General features: G+C 41.9%; 15 protein-coding genes and 1 tRNA gene. 13 read left to right on the top strand and 3 right to left on the bottom strand.

Going from position 1 to position 16,405, the window contains the following annotated elements:
* The first annotated feature begins 41 nt into the window (after nt 1–41).
* From BMY75_RS14080 to BMY75_RS14055, 6 genes are all read left to right on the top strand, one after another.
* Nucleotides 42–614, top strand: coding sequence for an ANTAR domain-containing response regulator (locus tag BMY75_RS14080; RefSeq protein ID WP_074834933.1), 573 nt, complete (start codon nt 42–44; stop codon nt 612–614).
* 115 nt (nt 615–729) lie between these two features.
* Complete coding sequence (locus BMY75_RS18065; RefSeq protein ID WP_074834931.1) at nt 730–1,263, top strand: hypothetical protein; 534 nt, start codon at nt 730–732, stop codon at nt 1,261–1,263.
* A gap of 13 nt (nt 1,264–1,276) precedes the next feature.
* Complete coding sequence (locus tag BMY75_RS14070) at nt 1,277–1,984, top strand: hypothetical protein (RefSeq protein WP_081350568.1); 708 nt, start codon at nt 1,277–1,279, stop codon at nt 1,982–1,984.
* 154 nt (nt 1,985–2,138) lie between these two features.
* Nucleotides 2,139–3,002: a class II fructose-1,6-bisphosphate aldolase gene (gene fba, locus BMY75_RS14065; RefSeq protein WP_024857302.1), complete on the top strand. Its 864-nt coding sequence runs from the start codon at nt 2,139–2,141 to the stop codon at nt 3,000–3,002.
* 97 nt (nt 3,003–3,099) lie between these two features.
* A complete protein-coding gene (locus tag BMY75_RS14060) occupies nt 3,100–3,603 on the top strand; it encodes a QueT transporter family protein (RefSeq protein ID WP_074834929.1) in 504 nt (167 codons plus the stop codon).
* 186 nt (nt 3,604–3,789) lie between these two features.
* Nucleotides 3,790–3,876, top strand: a tRNA-Leu gene (locus BMY75_RS14055).
* Between the two features lie 401 nt (nt 3,877–4,277).
* Here BMY75_RS14055 and BMY75_RS14045 read toward each other — a convergent pair.
* Entirely contained in the window at nt 4,278–5,852 is a 1,575-nt protein-coding gene (locus BMY75_RS14045) for a leucine-rich repeat domain-containing protein (RefSeq protein ID WP_074834925.1), read from the bottom strand.
* A 763-nt stretch (nt 5,853–6,615) separates the two neighbouring features.
* The gene (locus tag BMY75_RS14040; RefSeq protein WP_074834923.1) at nt 6,616–7,062 is read right to left on the bottom strand and encodes a dockerin type I repeat-containing protein; all 447 of its coding nucleotides are present in this window, start codon (nt 7,060–7,062) and stop codon (nt 6,616–6,618) included.
* Nucleotides 7,063–7,477: 415 nt separating this feature from the next.
* Here BMY75_RS14040 and greA point away from each other — a divergent pair, with 415 nt between their 5' ends.
* The 7 genes from greA (at nt 7,478) to BMY75_RS14000 (ending at nt 14,750) form a co-directional block, all read left to right on the top strand.
* Nucleotides 7,478–7,954 (top strand): transcription elongation factor GreA, encoded by a 477-nt coding sequence (gene greA / locus BMY75_RS14035; protein ID WP_074834921.1) that lies wholly within the window; start codon nt 7,478–7,480, stop codon nt 7,952–7,954.
* Nucleotides 7,954–8,301, top strand: a complete 348-nt coding sequence (locus BMY75_RS14030) for a hypothetical protein (RefSeq protein WP_074834919.1) — start codon at nt 7,954–7,956, stop codon at nt 8,299–8,301. The genes greA and BMY75_RS14030 overlap by 1 nt, the downstream gene beginning before the upstream one ends.
* Nucleotides 8,302–8,342: 41 nt before the next feature.
* Nucleotides 8,343–8,789 carry a hypothetical protein gene (locus BMY75_RS14025; RefSeq protein ID WP_074834917.1) on the top strand — a complete coding sequence of 149 codons (447 nt, stop codon included), beginning with the start codon at nt 8,343–8,345 and terminating at the stop codon, nt 8,787–8,789.
* A gap of 60 nt (nt 8,790–8,849) precedes the next feature.
* A complete protein-coding gene (lysS, locus tag BMY75_RS14020) occupies nt 8,850–10,427 on the top strand; it encodes a lysine--tRNA ligase (RefSeq protein WP_074834914.1) in 1,578 nt (525 codons plus the stop codon).
* A gap of 748 nt (nt 10,428–11,175) precedes the next feature.
* Nucleotides 11,176–13,080 carry a P-loop NTPase family protein gene (locus BMY75_RS14010; RefSeq protein ID WP_074834908.1) on the top strand — a complete coding sequence of 635 codons (1,905 nt, stop codon included), beginning with the start codon at nt 11,176–11,178 and terminating at the stop codon, nt 13,078–13,080.
* 115 nt (nt 13,081–13,195) lie between these two features.
* Complete coding sequence (locus BMY75_RS14005; RefSeq protein WP_170844311.1) at nt 13,196–13,444, top strand: excisionase; 249 nt, start codon at nt 13,196–13,198, stop codon at nt 13,442–13,444.
* A 64-nt stretch (nt 13,445–13,508) separates the two neighbouring features.
* Nucleotides 13,509–14,750, top strand: a complete 1,242-nt coding sequence (locus BMY75_RS14000; RefSeq protein WP_074834905.1) for a tyrosine-type recombinase/integrase — start codon at nt 13,509–13,511, stop codon at nt 14,748–14,750.
* Between the two features lie 214 nt (nt 14,751–14,964).
* Here BMY75_RS14000 and BMY75_RS13995 read toward each other — a convergent pair whose 3' ends face one another.
* Nucleotides 14,965–16,104 carry a hypothetical protein gene (locus tag BMY75_RS13995; protein WP_074834903.1) on the bottom strand — a complete coding sequence of 380 codons (1,140 nt, stop codon included), beginning with the start codon at nt 16,102–16,104 and terminating at the stop codon, nt 14,965–14,967.
* Between the last annotated feature and the right edge of the window lie 301 nt (nt 16,105–16,405).

Here is a 16,405-nt window from a genome sequence, read left to right as displayed (position 1 = left end):
AGAAACACTTATAGCCTATTATTCTGAAAGGGGGAGAAATTTTGGACAGGATACTTATAGCCGCAGGGTCTGACAAGCACGTATCTGCACTTGTAAGTCAGCTGAAAGAGATTTTCCCCGGGGTAAGGTTCTCGACTGTTTCAACGGGACGTGACGCAAGGCGTGTAATATCGGAGCAGGATTTTGATATGATAGTGGTAAGCTGTCCGCTGCCAGATGAGAACGGTTCCGATCTGGCAGAGTTTGTTTATTCCGCATCTGATGCGATGTGCGTACTTTTGGTAAAGAGCGATATTTACGAAGATGTTGCGGACAAGGTGGAAGACGTGGGTGCTATGGTAATATCAAAACCCCTGAACCGCGAGCTTTTCTATCGCGCAATGAGATTCACAGCGGCGGCGAGAAAGCGTATGCTGGGCATAAAGTCAGAAAACATAAAGCTGCAGAAAAAGCTGGAGGAGATACGTTCAGTGAACCGCGCAAAACTGGCACTGATGCAGTATCTTGGTTTCACCGAACAGCAGGCGCACAGGTATATCGAGAAAGAAGCTATGGATATGCGCTGCACAAAGCTTGAAGTTGCACGCAAGGTCATTCAGATGTACGAGGTTTGAGCAATTCATAATTATTGGCAGTGACGGACATTTGCTGTTCTTAGGATAGAATGGCGACAGCACCGAAACTATGATGCACACAAACGTATGCGATTTGGAAAGAACGAGGTGTGATATGGCTAATACTTTTATGGTTCACAGAAATTCTCCCGCTGAAGAATGTTTTCGTTTAGGCAATGCGGCATCGGACGAATTTCTGGACGCGATAGTTCTGGCGGGGTCTGCACTGGCTGAGACAGAACGTGAAAAGCAGCTTATCATCTGGCTGACTCTACAGCATACGAATATATGTGGGATGGGCAACGTAGGTTTTGAGATAGCGGAAATGCCCTGGACAAAGGCGGGCTTTGATAGCGAGAAAGCGTTCATACTGCGTTGCATAGAGGCTGCCAAAACCAAGCTCTGGTGGGACAGGCGCAGATATCCGCTCATAGAAGAGCTTGTTATACCGTGGCTCGAAAGCTTCGGTAAACTCGTCGATCAGATGACGGTGGAATATGTAAATGAAGATGAGCTGAACGAATGGCTGTCATGGTTCCCCGAGATCGGCAAGGAGTATATCCTGAGAGATTTCCCGACTTGTGAAAAGCATAAGGGTATGCTGGTATCTTTGTATGGGTGCAGGCTTTGTCTGGAGGAGAAAGGATAAGTGATAAACAAAAATGGAGACAACGATAAAAAAGCCCGATAGGGCAAGAAAAAAGCAGCTGATCGCAGATCTCATCATTATCGGATTGGTGAGTTTTGCGGTCTTGCTTTTTGCAAACAGAATAAACGCATATTCATATGACCTCAGCAAACCGTTGATGAAAAGGCTGTGCGTGACGGCGCTTTGCGGTCAGTTTGCGATAGCGGGGCTTGGCATAACGATAGTCTGTATCTTAAGGCGTGAGAAATTTACGAAATTCGGGCTGAATACCAAAAATCTTCTGCCTGCACTTCTTTTAAGCCTGTTATGCTGTGTGCCCGACTTCATCTATAATCTGGCAAGAGGACACGTTCATCCATGGTTCCCGTTTTACGATATGTCCATGACACCGCAGCTTTTGGAAGAAAGCCTGCCCATCAAGGTGACGGGACTTCTGATAACCGCGCTGTTCTGGGGATTTTTTGAGGGCTTCAACTATGTGGTCATACGCGACAAGTTCAGCGAACTGTTTCCCTCAAAATACAGGTTCTGGGACACGGGCGCATTCTTCTGCGCTGTGATGTGCATATTGGTCCACGGTGTGGTAGGTGTTACACCTGATGCTTTCCTTGAAATGGTGTGTGCGCTGATACTGATTTACGGTATGCTGATAGTCAGAAAAGAAACAGGAAATGCCTGGGGCTGTGTGCTGATATTCTTTGTATACTGGAACGCTCTGTAATATCAGAACGGTATGACAGTCAGTTATGACTAACCGTGTTAAGAAAATGTAGACAGAATGTTAAATCAGGGAAATACACTTGAAATCCATGTTGATATGATGTATAATAGATATGGCAAAAAATCCATAATTATTTTTTTGGAGGTATTTTATAATGTTAGTTAATGCTAAAGAAATGCTTGATAAGGCAAGAGCTGGTAAGTACGCAGTTGGTCAGTTCAACATCAACAACCTTGAGTGGACAAAGGCTATCCTGCTGACTGCTCAGGAGCTGAATTCGCCTGTTATCCTCGGTGTATCCGAAGGCGCAGGTAAGTATATGTGCGGTTTCGAGACTGTTGCTGCTATGGTAGCTGCTATGGATAAGTCTCTGGGCATCACTGTTCCTGTTGCTCTGCACCTTGACCACGGTTCCTATGAGGGCTGCTACAAGTGCATCAAGGCAGGCTTTACTTCTATAATGTTCGATGGTTCTCATTTCCCTATCGACGAGAACGTTGCTAAGACAACCGAGCTCGTTAATGTAGCTCACGGTCTGGGTCTCTCCATCGAGGCTGAGGTCGGCGCTATCGGCGGCGAAGAGGACGGCGTTATCGGTAAGGGCGAGTGCGCAGATCCTGCTGAGTGCAAGCAGATCGCTGATCTGGGTGTTGACTTCCTGGCTGCAGGTATCGGCAACATCCACGGTGTATATCCCGATAACTGGGAGGGTCTGAGCTTTGAGACTCTCGAGGCTATCAACAAGACTGTTGGCGATATGCCTCTGGTACTGCACGGCGGTACAGGTATCCCCGATGATATGATCACTAAGGCTATCTCCCTGGGCGTAGCTAAGATCAACGTTAACACTGAGTGCCAGCTGGTATTTGCTGACGCTACAAGAGGCTACGTTGAGGCTGGCAAGGACAAGCAGGGCAAGGGCTTCGATCCCAGAAAGCTGCTGGCTCCCGGCTTTGAGGCTATCAAGGCTAAGGTCAAGGAGAAGATGGAACTGTTCGGTTCTGTTGGCAAGGCTTAATTCAAGTAAATTATTCGGTCAGCCTGCTGCTTTATGCGGCAGGCGGCTTTTTTAAGAACGGGTTTGTGATCCTGTACGCTGAAACGGAGGGCTGGCGATGGAACTTATCAATTCACGAAGAATGATGAACATCGGTGTGATGACAGCGCTGTACGTGCTGCTGACCATATTGTGCGCACCGCTTGCCTATGATCAGGTGCAGCTGAGGATTTCAGAATTGCTGATGCTGCTGTGTTTTTTCAACAAGGATTATATATTCTCCCTGACGGTAGGCTGTTTTATTTCAAATATGATGAGCTCGCTGGGCTTTGCTGATGTGGGATTCGGCTCAATGGCTACCCTTGCCTCTGCGGTTCTGATATACGCATTCAGAGAAAAGATCAACCTGCTGGTCGCGTCGATATTCCCTGTGGTGATAAATGGTTTTGTGATCGCCGCCGAACTGCATTTCATACAAGGTCTGCCATTCTGGGAGAGCGTAGTGTACGTATCCCTAGGTGAATTTATCTGTGTAAGCATTATCGGCGTTTTCGTTATAGGAATACTGAGCAGGAAGAAAGGCTTTATGAAAGTTATAATGACCGGAAACGATATTCCATAAACTTGATATATTAAGGCACCCTGCGCGGGACAGCGCGGGGTGTTTTTTATCGTAATAAATGTTAAGTCGCAAAAGCAATTCACAAAAGGTTTTTAATAAAAATTTTCAAAAGGGGTTGACTTTATAGGAAGACTGTGATATAATAGATACTGTTGTGAGGGACACAACAAAAACAAAATAAAAAATGCAGGTATGGCGGAATAGGCAGACGCGCTAGCTTCAGGTGCTAGTGGGGGCAACCTCGTGGAAGTTCAAGTCTTCTTACCTGCACCATTCAAAACTCGTAAACGATTTGTTTACGAGTTTTTTTGTTGCCTTGTTTCCTGAAGATATCATACCCAGCCTTGAAATGACAAATATGCTCATGAAAGAGGCTGATATCATAGGTTTCTGTACTGCCAAAAAGCCGAAACCCTGGTGGACGCTTATGGCAGGGAAGCCCTCGAAAAGACCATCACCGATGCGATATCGGTACTTAAAATGTGACCTGTTGTTTTTGCATAACTGATATATACTGAGAAAAGATATCGCGTTCATACCGAACGGTGTGATGCCTTTTTTCATTATGGATTTTTTTGAGCATATCCGAATAACATGAAAAACCGGCAGTCCCGAATAAGACCGCCGGCTTTTCACCAAACAATGTGGTTATATTTTTTGGAAGTTGTTAAAGCTTACTTTATGGTAACAGTAACAGCTCTCTTGCTGAGGTTGGAAGTATCCCACTTGCCGTTTACCTTAGCAGCTACAACGACCTTGTAGGACTTGCCGGGAGTCAGCTTGGGAGATACGAAGGTAGTATTAGAAGCAGCTATGCTCTGGGTCTGTACCTTCCATCTGCCTGCCAGGTATACAGCAATACCGTAGTTCTGAGCACCTTCTACAGGTGTCCATGTGAGCTGGAACTGATGATACTGAGAGTTGTACAGAACGTTTGTTACAACAGGATATGTGCTTGCTGAAGAATTGTTGTAAGTGATAGCAGCGCCAGTCAGAGCAGTGTTGTCAGAACCTACAGCTATAGAAGCCAGCTGAGCCTTTGTGCCGTTGTATATAACGTTTTTCAGAGAAGTACAAGCGCCGAATGACTTGTCACCGATGGTAGTCAGGCTCTTGGGCAGAGTTACCTTGGTGAGTGATTTGCAGGTATAGAATGCTGCGTCATCGATATCAGTTACGCCCTCGGGAATTGTGAAAGAAACTATGCCTGTTGTAGCGAAAGCAGCCTGAGGGATAGTGGTGAGCTTCTTGGAGTATATGTCTACCCCTTTCAGTGCGTGGCAGTTTGCAAATGTTCTCTTGCCCAGAGTTGTAAGGTTCTCAGGAAGTTCAACTGCTTCGAGCAGTTTGCAGTTAGCAAACGCATCATTGCCGATAGAAGTCAACTTTGTAAAAGGGATCAGATTCAGTTCAGTTAATGCAGTACAAGAACCGAAAGCAGAATTTCCAATAGTTTTCAGACTTTGGTATCCATCAGAGAGTTCACTCAAGCTTGAACAACCGAAAAATGCATAATCGCCGATAGTTTCCAGCTCTGGGCATTCAGACAGTTTGCTCAGGCTTGAACAACCGTAGAATGCGTAATCTTTGATATCAACAACATCACTCATATATTCTATAGTTGTAAGTTTCTCGCAATTGTAGAAAGCTTTCTTGCCGACAGTGGTACCGGAAATGCCAACTTTTTCAAGATTTGTACACTCCTGAAAAGCGCCTGTACCGATATTTTTAACATTCGTAGGAATCAAAAAACAAGTAAGGCTGGTACATCTCTGGAATGTACCCTCTTCTATAGTTTCCAGTCCACTGAAATTATAAAGATCAGTGAGACTTGTGCAACTTGCGAAAGCGCCGCGTCCGATAGTTTTAACGTTGTTGCTGCAATACACGGTCTTAAGAGCAGTACAGCTGCAGAATGCAAATTCACCGACCGAATTAATGGAATTGGTAAAATATACCTCTGTTATATTTTTGTTGCCCATAAAAGCCTGGTTACCGATCTTAGTAACGGTCTTACCATCGATCTTAACAGGGATCTCAACTTTGCTTTCGGTACCGGTGTACTTTGTGATACTGATAGTGCCGTCGGAAAGCTCCTCATAGGTGTAATTGCCGCTTACTACTTCAGCGCTTGCGGTTATAGCTATAGGTGCGATGGTAGTGCCGATAACGGAACCGGGTACGAATGTTGCTGCACTGATTATAGCCAGCGCACTGGCGAGTGTTTTTTTCATAATTCTGTTGGACATAATTGTCTTCTCCTTAAAAAATAAGTTTATGTTTTTTTGTTTTGCGGTGGATAGTGTCGCCGTACTTTTACGGATCGGCGCACAGTCATAGTAAAATTGGAGTCGCAAACGTTTACTCTTTTACCTTATACATTATATCACGGTGATTTAGTCATTTCAATAAAAGAGATGTGATGGATTTGCAAATAAACTATACAAAACCACACAGTATAATATGAATAATATAATATAATATGAATATAATAAATATTTTACCGTTCAAACTATCTAATTATGACTATAGGTCATTACTGAATGTACATATGGATAATTCGGATATTTCCGCCTGGCTACGCACTCGAAAACGTTTTTACGGCAACACCTTTTCATCTTATCACCGACGAATGATCTTCATCCATTTAAAAACAGACAGTATCAACAAATATATGCACTGGCTGCTCGATGTACATTTTTAAGAAGATTGGTGCAGAGTATAGGTAAAGATGTTCAGCAAAGTCTGAATATGTTCAGGAAAGCAGCTATCAATTTAATTAAAACCTTTAAAACAAGGAACAATTCCAAGACCGTTATCTCGAATATTATGTTTGACTGCCTTATGGAAACTCAGATGATTTTGAATATCGTTTTTTAAAATTGATTTCTGTGGATAATATCCACCCTAAGCTTGTCAAATAACTGACGTAGTAATGAACGGAAAAAACAAAAAAACACCCGGAAAATTCCGGATGTTTTTGAAAAACCAGATAGTTACTAATGAAGAGGATTATTCAAAAATAGCCAATTTAACATCAGCTGTATTTATAGAATGCCAATATGGTTCGTTAAAATTACTTACTCCCGTTATTTTATCAGAAAGTATGAAAAAATCTGCTTCATTAATATATTTATCACCATTAACATCAGCACGGCAAAGTTCTTTCGGATTTAATGTAGTTTTCTCTCTAATTGCAGCAGATATCTTAACTATATCAGTAACATTTAACTGTCCGTCTCCATTAACATCACCACGACGATACGTTTCTGAAGGTCTGTGGCCTTTATATACTATCCTAACTTGATCCATAGTTAAATCGTATCTTATAACGTCTCCAAAGTACGGTTTAACAAATTTTTTAAATTTTGTAGCATTTGCATTTGCAGATATAACTCCGAGGGCGCTGAAAGCAGTTACTGCGCTAACAAGACCTGCAATAATCTTTTTTTTGTTCATTGTGTTTTCCTCCATGCATAAAATTATTTAGTAAGTTAACCTTATTGTTAACTTAACGGTTAACTATTATATCACATTAATTTTGTTATGTCAACAACTTTTTTATTGTATTTTTATTATGCTTATTGATTAGAAATAATAAATTGTACTAAACAACAAGGGGATTATTCATTACAAAGTGACTTTTTCGACAATGACAACAAAGGGCGGATAATTAAGCATTGCTAATCAAATTTATGATTTGGATTGTGATGCTATATGCGGAGCTTATCGTCCTTACAGATCAATATTTCTGACCCCAAAAATAGAATACCGTGTTTTCGGGTCGCAGTGACTTGACAAAACAGCGGGAATATAGTATAATATTAATTTGAAGTATACCCAAAATACAAATACTATATAGGAGTGTTTTATAATGGAAATCAACAAGACAGTATCAAAAGCCGGCTACGACAAACTGGTTGAAGAAAAGGAATATCTGGTAACAGTCAAGCGTAAAGAAGTCGCACAGAAACTGAAAGAAGCACGTTCTTTCGGCGACCTTTCCGAGAACGCTGAGTATGATGAAGCAAAGAACGAACAGGCTATCCTGGAATCCCGTATTAACGAACTGGAGATCCTCATTTCCAACGCTACAGTCGTTGATGATGATGAGATATCCGTTCATGAGATCGGCGTAGGTTCTTACGTTAAGCTGAGAGATCTTGAACTTGATGAGATCGAGACTCTTCAGATCGTTGGTTCTACCGAGTCTGACCCCGACAACGGCAAGATATCCGATGAAAGCCCCATAGGCAAGGCTGCACTTCACATGAAGGTCGGCGATATATTCGAGGTAGAAGCACCTGCGGGCATGATCAAGTTCGAGGTACTGGAGATCACAAGAGAATAATGGACGTCATTCTTCCCTTTTCCTTTGAAGAAATCGATCTCGGCAGCGGCAGGCTCATGTTTTATATGAACAGCTGTGATGAGGACTCCTCGCTGCTGGCGCACATCGAATATCCCGATAATTTTGATATCATGGTGGAACACCATGATGAAAAGATATTCACTGCAACGCTTTACTGGGGGATAATGGATCACTGTCCTCCAGTGGCGGTCTTTCGTGCGGGCGATATCGCTCTGCTGAAAAAAGCATTGTCGGAGTGTATCAAACGTGCTGAAAGGGAAGTGGAAGAAAAACGTTTCTCGTATTACGGTAAACTCTGGGATACAGATTATATCGAAGTTAAATAAGCCTGTCGCGGTTTTGAATACAGTTTACAGAGGTGATAAAAATGCGCAGGACGGCTCTTGCGGCAGTGATAGTATCTATGACGATGCTTTGCGGCTGTATGGGGAAAAGTATAAGCGCAGTGGACTATGATAAATTCAGCAAAACTTTGCTGGAGGAAGGTTACTGCGCGGAAGACAGTATTTCTACCACCGATACCGAGGACGGAACTTCTTCTGTCGTTCTTACCGATAACGGCTGGCTGGCAGGTTTTTATGAATGTGCCGACGAGGAGATCGCTGAGAACGAGTTTTACAACGAATGTGATGCGGCAGGTATAGACGATGTCAGGACCCTGGGCAGAAACGGTCTTTCAGCTGAGAAAGATACCGATGAAGGTCATGTGCTGTACATCAAGGTCGGTAAGACCCTTCTTATGATGATGGGTCCCGATGATACTTTGGTAGAGATGAAGAATTTCGCTAAAAAGCTCGGCTATTCCGATAAATAGCGGCAGTATCGGCTATCGGTGCTGCTTTACGATAATACCATTACAGAAAGGAAGTAAAATATGAGCGAAGAAATAATGAACAATGCTCCCGAAGAGGAAGAGCTTACTCAGGAGCAGGTCAATGAATATAAGAAGATAAGAATGGAAAAGCTCAAGGCTTTGCAGGACGAGGGTGCAGACCCTTTCCAGATAACAAAGTATGATGTTACTGCAAGCTGTGAAGAGGCTAAGGCACTCTATGAGAAGGCAGAAGCCGAGTGCAAGGCTCAGGCAGGCGAGGACGAAGAAGCTCTGGCTGCTAAGCTGGAGGAGAACCGCGTTCGAGTTTCCATTGCAGGACGTGTTATGTCCAAGAGAATGATGGGCAAGGCAAGCTTCATGGATCTACGTGACAAGAGCGGTAAGATACAGCTCTATGTCCGCATGAACGAGGTCGGAAAGGAAGCTTTCGACAGATACGTAAAGAAGGGCGATATCGGTGATATCGTCGGCGTTGAAGGCTTTGTTTTCAGAACAAGGATGGGTGAGATATCCGTTCACGCTGAGAGCTTTACACTGCTGTCCAAGAACCTGCAGCCCCTGCCCGAAAAGTGGCACGGTCTGAAGGATCAGGATACAAGATACAGACAGCGTTATACCGACCTGATATGCAATCCCGAGGTCAAGGATACCTTCATCAAGAGATCCAAGATCATCTCCACTATCAGAAGATATCTGGATGAAAGGGGATTCATGGAAGTTGAGACTCCCATGCTGGTAAGCAACGCAGGCGGTGCTGCAGCAAGACCTTTCGAGACCCACTACAATGCTCTTGACGAGGATGTTAAGCTGAGAATATCTCTCGAACTTTACCTGAAGAGACTGATCGTCGGCGGACTTGAAAGAGTTTACGAGATCGGCAGAGTGTTCCGTAACGAGGGCGTTGACGCAAGACACAACCCCGAGTTCACACTTATGGAGCTTTATCAGGCATACACCGACTATCACGGCATGATGGATCTGACAGAGGATATGTTCAGACATCTTGCTGAGACTGTATGCGGCGGAACAACCATCCCCTACGGCGAGCACGAGATCGATCTTGGTAAGCCTTTTGAAAGACTCACCATGATCGAGGCAGTCAAGAAGTATGCCGGCGTTGATTTCAATGAGGTAAAGACTACCGAGGAAGCTAAGGCACTTGCTAAGGAGCGCCACATAGAATTCGAGGACAGACACAAGAGAGGCGATATACTCAACCTCTTCTTCGAGGAGTATGTTGAGGAGCACCTGATCCAGCCTACATTCATTATGGATCACCCCATCGAGATCAGCCCCCTGACCAAGAAGAAGCCCGATGCGCCCGATTATGTTGAGCGTTTTGAGCTGTTCATCAACGGTTGGGAGATGTGCAACGCATACAGCGAACTGAACGACCCCATCGACCAGCGCGAGCGTTTCAAGGCACAGGAAGAAGCACTCAGCAGCGGCGACGAAGAAGCAAACCGCACCGACGAAGACTTCCTGCGCGCACTGGAGATAGGTATGCCCCCCACGGGCGGTATCGGTTACGGCATCGACAGACTCGTTATGCTGCTGACAAATTCTCCCGCAATCAGAGATGTTCTGCTGTTCCCGACGATGAAGAGTATCGACTGATAAAAGTGCGTATTTAGGCGGTTTCAGAACAGAAAAACCACAGTTTTTTACACCATTTACACCAAATTTACACCACTTTCCCGAAAAGCTGTATAAAGCTATAATGCTTTCTCAGTTGTACTACAGCTTGGATTTGCTGCAAAGAACCGATATGTAAAAGAATGGTGTATACAAATATGTATTTGAATAAAAGGTTGCGTAACTTGTGCGGTTACGCAACCTTTTTGTATTTTCATAGTGTTTGTTGTAACAGTAGTTGTGTCAACAATGAAATTAGTTTGAAGGATATATAAAAAAACATCGAGATTAGTTTGAGGATATAAAAATTTTCATCGAAGAGCTTTGCTGCGGCAAGGCTCTTTTTTTGTATCTGCACAATCATAGTGAAAACGATCAAGATATCAGAGATAAAGGTTTTAAAGGTATATTCAATTATCACTTTCAACTTACGATTACTATCTCTTACCAATTGTTATTATCGCAGCATTCGTAAATACTAGGTTAGTTAGCAATATTTGAAACAATTGCTTTTGCTTAGGATAGTTGCAAAATATGTCGTTTTCATCACAATTTGCATAGTAAGCATTATGTGCTATAATAGGATACAGAAGGTAACACTTCGAGAAAACATTCAACAGAGTTTTGTATCTGCCTACAGGATGTTATGAGTATCGATATCTTTCATCTGATAAGATGTTGTTCGTACACCAGTATGTAGCTGCAAACAAACCAAACAGGAGGTCATTTTATGATCATTTCACCCATGAACAATTCACCGCCGTTACCGTTATATCCTCTGATGCCGAAGGATATGGAGACTGATCTTGAGAATAATATCATTACTTACAAGGGGTTCCCATTCAGTAATGGTACATACTTTGTAAATCGGGTCATCGATGCTTACAGTGATAGAAATGAACATATACGGATCGTTGAGCTTGGTTTTCGAGTCAATGACATCTCCGATGGCAGAGCAGGATCCATTGATGCTCCACCTGACGCTGAAGCAAAGATGATCGATCTGAGCAACGCCGATCCGCCGGACGTACCATCGGACGATCCGGATGATGAGAACGAAGGATCTGAGTCTTCAAATCGTGTTACTGACGGCAATTATAAAAAGTATGTGGGACTGATCAGTATCGAAGAACTGAATGCCGGAGTGATCTTTAATGCATTTCCCGATACTTTTTGTTTTGCGAAACCCAGAACTAAGAAACTTGAAAAAATAATATGTGAGTCTATCCTGGCTGTCATTATTCAGGTAACCAAAGTAACACAGGCGTATCTGCTTCATCAGGGATACAATATGCTGTATCAAGACAGGTATGTCTATCTTATGGGTAATAAGGTACTTAACGGTTCTGATGATGAATGTTATGTATATGAGTCTGAATTCATGTTAAAGCCGTCGGTCACAGATGAAAATGCTGGCAGACAGTATATCATTTATCTGCTGGAGCGTTCCGGAATCCCGAATGTGCTGTTTATATTTGTTATAGCAACTCTGATAAAGCATTTCATCCCTGAAAAATACATTGATGACAGCGACTTCATACTCTACCTTCATGGTGATACCGGTACAGGCAAGTCGATGGCTTTGGAATTGCTTATGGGGATATTTTACAATGAAAATTCCAGAAACTATAACATAGTTCAGCTGTCAGGTAATATGGAAGAATTGTTTGACAGGCTAAACAAAGTTCAGGATTTTGGTGTGGTCACTGACGACTATCACCCTAATGAGGTAGCCTATGGCGGCAAACGCGGTCAGATAACTACTGAAGAGATCATACACAGCAAGAATGTTCCCGGTGACAGCCCACATAAAGGGAAGAATCGCAAACTATTACCTATGGCAGCGATTTCTGCTGAAGATGTCATCAGGAAGAGTAATAAGACTAATCGATGTGTGATGGCGACAATGAGCGACGAGCTGAACAGCAAGGTGATAAAAGCGCTCAAAGATAACAAGAAGATCTACATTGGCTGGTTAAAAACCTTTGTTATCTGGATATGCAATAATCCTGAGATAGTCTCACATACGATAAAGAAGGTATTTAAAAAATTCGATTATCCCTCAGATGAGCGTGATAAGTATTACGGCTATGATAGGATCATGAACAGCAAGCGGTTCCTGTATGCTTCGATCGAGGTTTTTTGTGCTTATTTCTGTCCTGAAGAAGAAGATACGATACTTGAGCCTATATGGAAAAAGCTGCGCGATTCTATCGACGAGAATATAAAATTAACTCTTGATTATAACAGGCGGGATATGCTCACAAAGTCTGTGTTCGTGGACTTTATCAAGGAATTTGTTAATGCCATAGGTAAGTGGTTAACAACTGATTATTCCCGATTCAAGTCGTGTTGTAAAAATTCTGAAAGGATATCCGATGATTGTATTTATTATAATAACGACAAGGATAAATATTATCTGACCGCTGACCATGCACACAATCTGATCGAAAAAGACTATATGATATCCAAGAAAGAACTGGGAAAATTACTTGATATGGGAAACCTGATCAGAACCAATGAATCCGTATCCGGAAAGACAGAACGGGCTATCAAGTATAATGACCTTGGAAAAAGAGTATATGAGATCGATGGCAGCAAGCTGAGAGAATACAGAAATATCCTTAAGATATGACGATTCGGTTTTTGCAACTTCATGATTATACATAATTTTAGTATAACCACACCGGAAGTTCCTCATTCACAGAGGGGCTTCCGACAACTACACATTATTGAAAGGAGGGTCGAACATGAGAACCAAGGAGATCCTGGCACAGCGCAACGAGACTGTCTACCTGTTGGACAGCAAGACAGTCCCTATCTGGGAAAAGAGTAATCTTACCATAGCGGAAGCTGCCGAGTATTACAACATCGGGCAGAACAAGCTCAGAGAGCTTACAGCCGACGAGCATTGCCCATTTGTGATTTGGATAGGTAACAAGAGGCTCATCAAACGTAAGCCGTTTGATGAATTTATTGCTAATGCCTATTCTATCTAGCAAATTGACTATACGGCGGACGTTAGATTTAGCGTCCGCCGTTATTTATAAAGGAGGAATTCATATGGCAGAAAGACGAAAGGACAGCAAAGGTAGAGTTCTTAAATCCGGTGAGTCAGAGCGCAGTGACGGCACATATATGTATCGATATACGGCATCGAATGGGAAACGACACTGCGTATATGACAAGACACTGGAAGGCCTGAGAAAGCGTGAAGATGATATCAGCCGCAACAGAGCTGATGGTATCCGAACTGAAGCCACAATGGTAACAGTTAATGACATATACTATATGTGGTTACGTCTTAAGAAGGGGTTAAAAGACAATACTTTCCAGAACTACAAGTATATGTACGAGTCATTTGTGGAGCCTGATCTGGGCAGATACAGGATAGCAACGCTTAAACACTCCGATGTGCTTCGCTTTTATAACACACTCGCTGATGAAAGGCTGCTGAAAGCGAACACCATAGACAACATTCATACTGTCCTTCATCAGGTGCTTGATCTGGCGGTGCAGGACAATTATCTCAGAACTAACCCATCTAACAATGCGCTAAGGCACCTTAAGCATGCGAGAAACTTTGAAAACGAAAAGAAACGTGCCCTTACCCGGGAGGAACAGGATATTTTTCTGAACTATCTTTCCCGAAACGGGAAGTACCATCACTGGTATCCTATTTTCTACATAATGCTCAATACCGGCATGAGGGTAGGCGAGATAACAGGGTTACGCTGGGAAGATGTTGATCTTGACGGTGGATTCATCAGCGTGAACCACACGCTGGTATATTACAACCACAAGAAGAACGGGTGCTATTTCAACATACATACACCCAAGACAAAGGCAGGAGAAAGAACGATACCTATCCTCAATGGCGTAAAAGAGGCTTTTATACAGGAAGAACACTATCAGCGTGAAGCCGAGATCCAATGCGCTGTCACGATAGACGGTTACACTGATTTTGTGTTCGTTAATCGATTCGGTAATGTACATAATCAGGGTACACTGAATAAAGCTATACGCCGCATCACTCGTGACTGCAACGAAGAGATCATAGTCAAGTCAAGGGGAAAAGCGAATGTCACGCTGTTACCAAGATTCAGCTGTCATTCACTCAGGCACACTTTCGCCACACGTCTGTGTGAGTCAGGAGTTAACATCAAGGTCATTCAGGATGTATTAGGTCATGCAGATTTTAATACAACGATGAACGTCTACACGGATGCCACCAAGGATCTGAAGCAGAGAGAGTTTAAGGAATTTGATCGTTTTCTTAATAACGGCGGCAATGAAGAGGAGTAAGTGATCACGCTGATATCGCAGCCATCAAAGATCAATACAGCTGATATGACCAAAAGAGAGATACTTCATCAATGATGTGATGATGAAGGTATCTCTCTTTTTTTACTCGAAACGCCTCGACGAAATCATAACTGCGATAAACTAATGATCTGAATTATCAGCGGAGACGTAGTATTAATCAATATGTAATACTTTTCTGACATAGCCGAAACTTCTAAGGAAAGTATAGCTTCATTCTTCTGAGTATATCGTTTTTACTTAATAGTGCAATCAGATAACGATCTTCTATTTCATCTTGAATAGCAAGGTCAAGCAGTTTAGTGAAAGACATAAGCTTTGGATTATAATCAGGATCTTCATCATACCCATCTGGAAATGAAAAGTCCGGAATATGCTTGGATATAAACTCGCGCTTTATTTCCTTCCTTCGATCATTGATCTGCTTCGTGAGTTTGATGAACTCTTTTTCAACATCTCTTAGTAGTTTTTTCTTCTTTTTCCCTGATAATTTACATAGTTCTTCTTCCAAGTTTTGTAAGTGGACATCATTTTCATAAGCATCTATTAGTTCTTCGCTATACAGAAATTCTATTTGAGTAAGCTCTGGGTTTTCTTTTTCAGCGGCTGCTGCGATTTCTTCTGTTGAAAATACCTCAGTCGATCGTATAGAACTCATCCTACCAAAAATATCGTTCCATGTTTTTATGAAATTCTCATATGAAAGACAAAATGCCATTTCCCAGTATAACTTTTCAGTCATTCCCATACCAACAGAAGGAGTATCTATGTTTTTATTTACCATTTTTTTGCATTCGTCAAAAACAGAATCCAAGCGTGATTCCAACTTTATCTGAGGAATATCCAGTCGATTCCATAGTTTAATTTTTACGCTATCGAATGTTTCTTTATCGGCATTTGAATCATAGAAAATATCAAGTATCCCAGTGTATAGTTCCATATAAAAAGAGCCGTCGGAAGCATTAATCTGTCCTCTTCGCAAGGAATCCAGTTTACCATCATATTCCTTGAATAATAAGAGTATAAACTCTTTATTTCTCTTTGAAAAAGAATACGTTCTTCCTTTTTTTAGCTTTTTAAATTCATCTTGAATTTTCAGACAGCTAAATATTTCTATTAGTTGTTTGAATCTTTGGATATACCAAATCTTCTTTGAATCAGTGCCGTATAATTCTTCTTTCATATCTTTTTTTTTCAGAATATCAAATTCTTCGTTGGTAATTTCTCGGAGAGTGTAAAATTTTTGTGTATCTGTTTCATTTTCGGAAGTTGCATCATAAGCTAAAATTTTATTAATTTCTTCAAGCATTACATCCTTTGATTTATTATTGCGCATAATTAATACGACCTTTCACGCTAATCTAAAATTAATTAACTAAGACTCGGTATAATAAAAGCTCTTCTAATTTATGTCATACTTATTATACCACAAAATCAAATAAAATTCAACTATGAAAATAATAGAACTTTTGTGCTGATGTTAGTATAGGTATGCTTAAGATATACAGCAAAAAAATTAAATTAAAATATTTCCGCAATAATGGCGGAAATAATCCGCGAAAATGGCGGAATTTTTATTAAGAAAAAAATATTCGTCTTGTAAATAGGGATACTGTTTTCAAATAATAGAAAACTAT

The sequence above is a fragment of the Hominimerdicola alba genome (assembly GCF_900109655.1).
Classification (GTDB): Bacteria; Bacillota; Clostridia; order Oscillospirales; family Ruminococcaceae; genus Hominimerdicola; species Hominimerdicola alba_B.
The sequence above is the reverse complement of the archived record's forward strand: the minus strand, read 5'-3'. Positions and strand labels throughout refer to the sequence as shown.

What these genes read in the sequence shown, in the direction of transcription:
- BMY75_RS18065 (WP_074834931.1), top strand. Translation starts at nt 730, where the DNA reads ATGGCTAATACTTTTATGGTTCACAGAAATTCTCCCGCTGAAGAATGT.
- BMY75_RS14045 (WP_074834925.1), bottom strand. Translation starts at nt 5,852, where the DNA reads ATGTCCAACAGAATTATGAAAAAAACACTCGCCAGTGCGCTGGCTATA.
- fba (WP_024857302.1), top strand. Translation starts at nt 2,139, where the DNA reads ATGTTAGTTAATGCTAAAGAAATGCTTGATAAGGCAAGAGCTGGTAAG.
- BMY75_RS14060 (WP_074834929.1), top strand. Translation starts at nt 3,100, where the DNA reads ATGGAACTTATCAATTCACGAAGAATGATGAACATCGGTGTGATGACA.
- greA (WP_074834921.1), top strand. Translation starts at nt 7,478, where the DNA reads ATGGAAATCAACAAGACAGTATCAAAAGCCGGCTACGACAAACTGGTT.
- BMY75_RS14000 (WP_074834905.1), top strand. Translation starts at nt 13,509, where the DNA reads ATGGCAGAAAGACGAAAGGACAGCAAAGGTAGAGTTCTTAAATCCGGT.
- BMY75_RS14040 (WP_074834923.1), bottom strand. Translation starts at nt 7,062, where the DNA reads ATGAACAAAAAAAAGATTATTGCAGGTCTTGTTAGCGCAGTAACTGCT.
- BMY75_RS14010 (WP_074834908.1), top strand. Translation starts at nt 11,176, where the DNA reads ATGATCATTTCACCCATGAACAATTCACCGCCGTTACCGTTATATCCT.
- BMY75_RS14030 (WP_074834919.1), top strand. Translation starts at nt 7,954, where the DNA reads ATGGACGTCATTCTTCCCTTTTCCTTTGAAGAAATCGATCTCGGCAGC.
- BMY75_RS13995 (WP_074834903.1), bottom strand. Translation starts at nt 16,104, where the DNA reads ATGCGCAATAATAAATCAAAGGATGTAATGCTTGAAGAAATTAATAAA.
- BMY75_RS14005 (WP_170844311.1), top strand. Translation starts at nt 13,196, where the DNA reads ATGAGAACCAAGGAGATCCTGGCACAGCGCAACGAGACTGTCTACCTG.
- lysS (WP_074834914.1), top strand. Translation starts at nt 8,850, where the DNA reads ATGAGCGAAGAAATAATGAACAATGCTCCCGAAGAGGAAGAGCTTACT.
- BMY75_RS14025 (WP_074834917.1), top strand. Translation starts at nt 8,343, where the DNA reads ATGCGCAGGACGGCTCTTGCGGCAGTGATAGTATCTATGACGATGCTT.
- BMY75_RS14070 (WP_081350568.1), top strand. Translation starts at nt 1,277, where the DNA reads ATGGAGACAACGATAAAAAAGCCCGATAGGGCAAGAAAAAAGCAGCTG.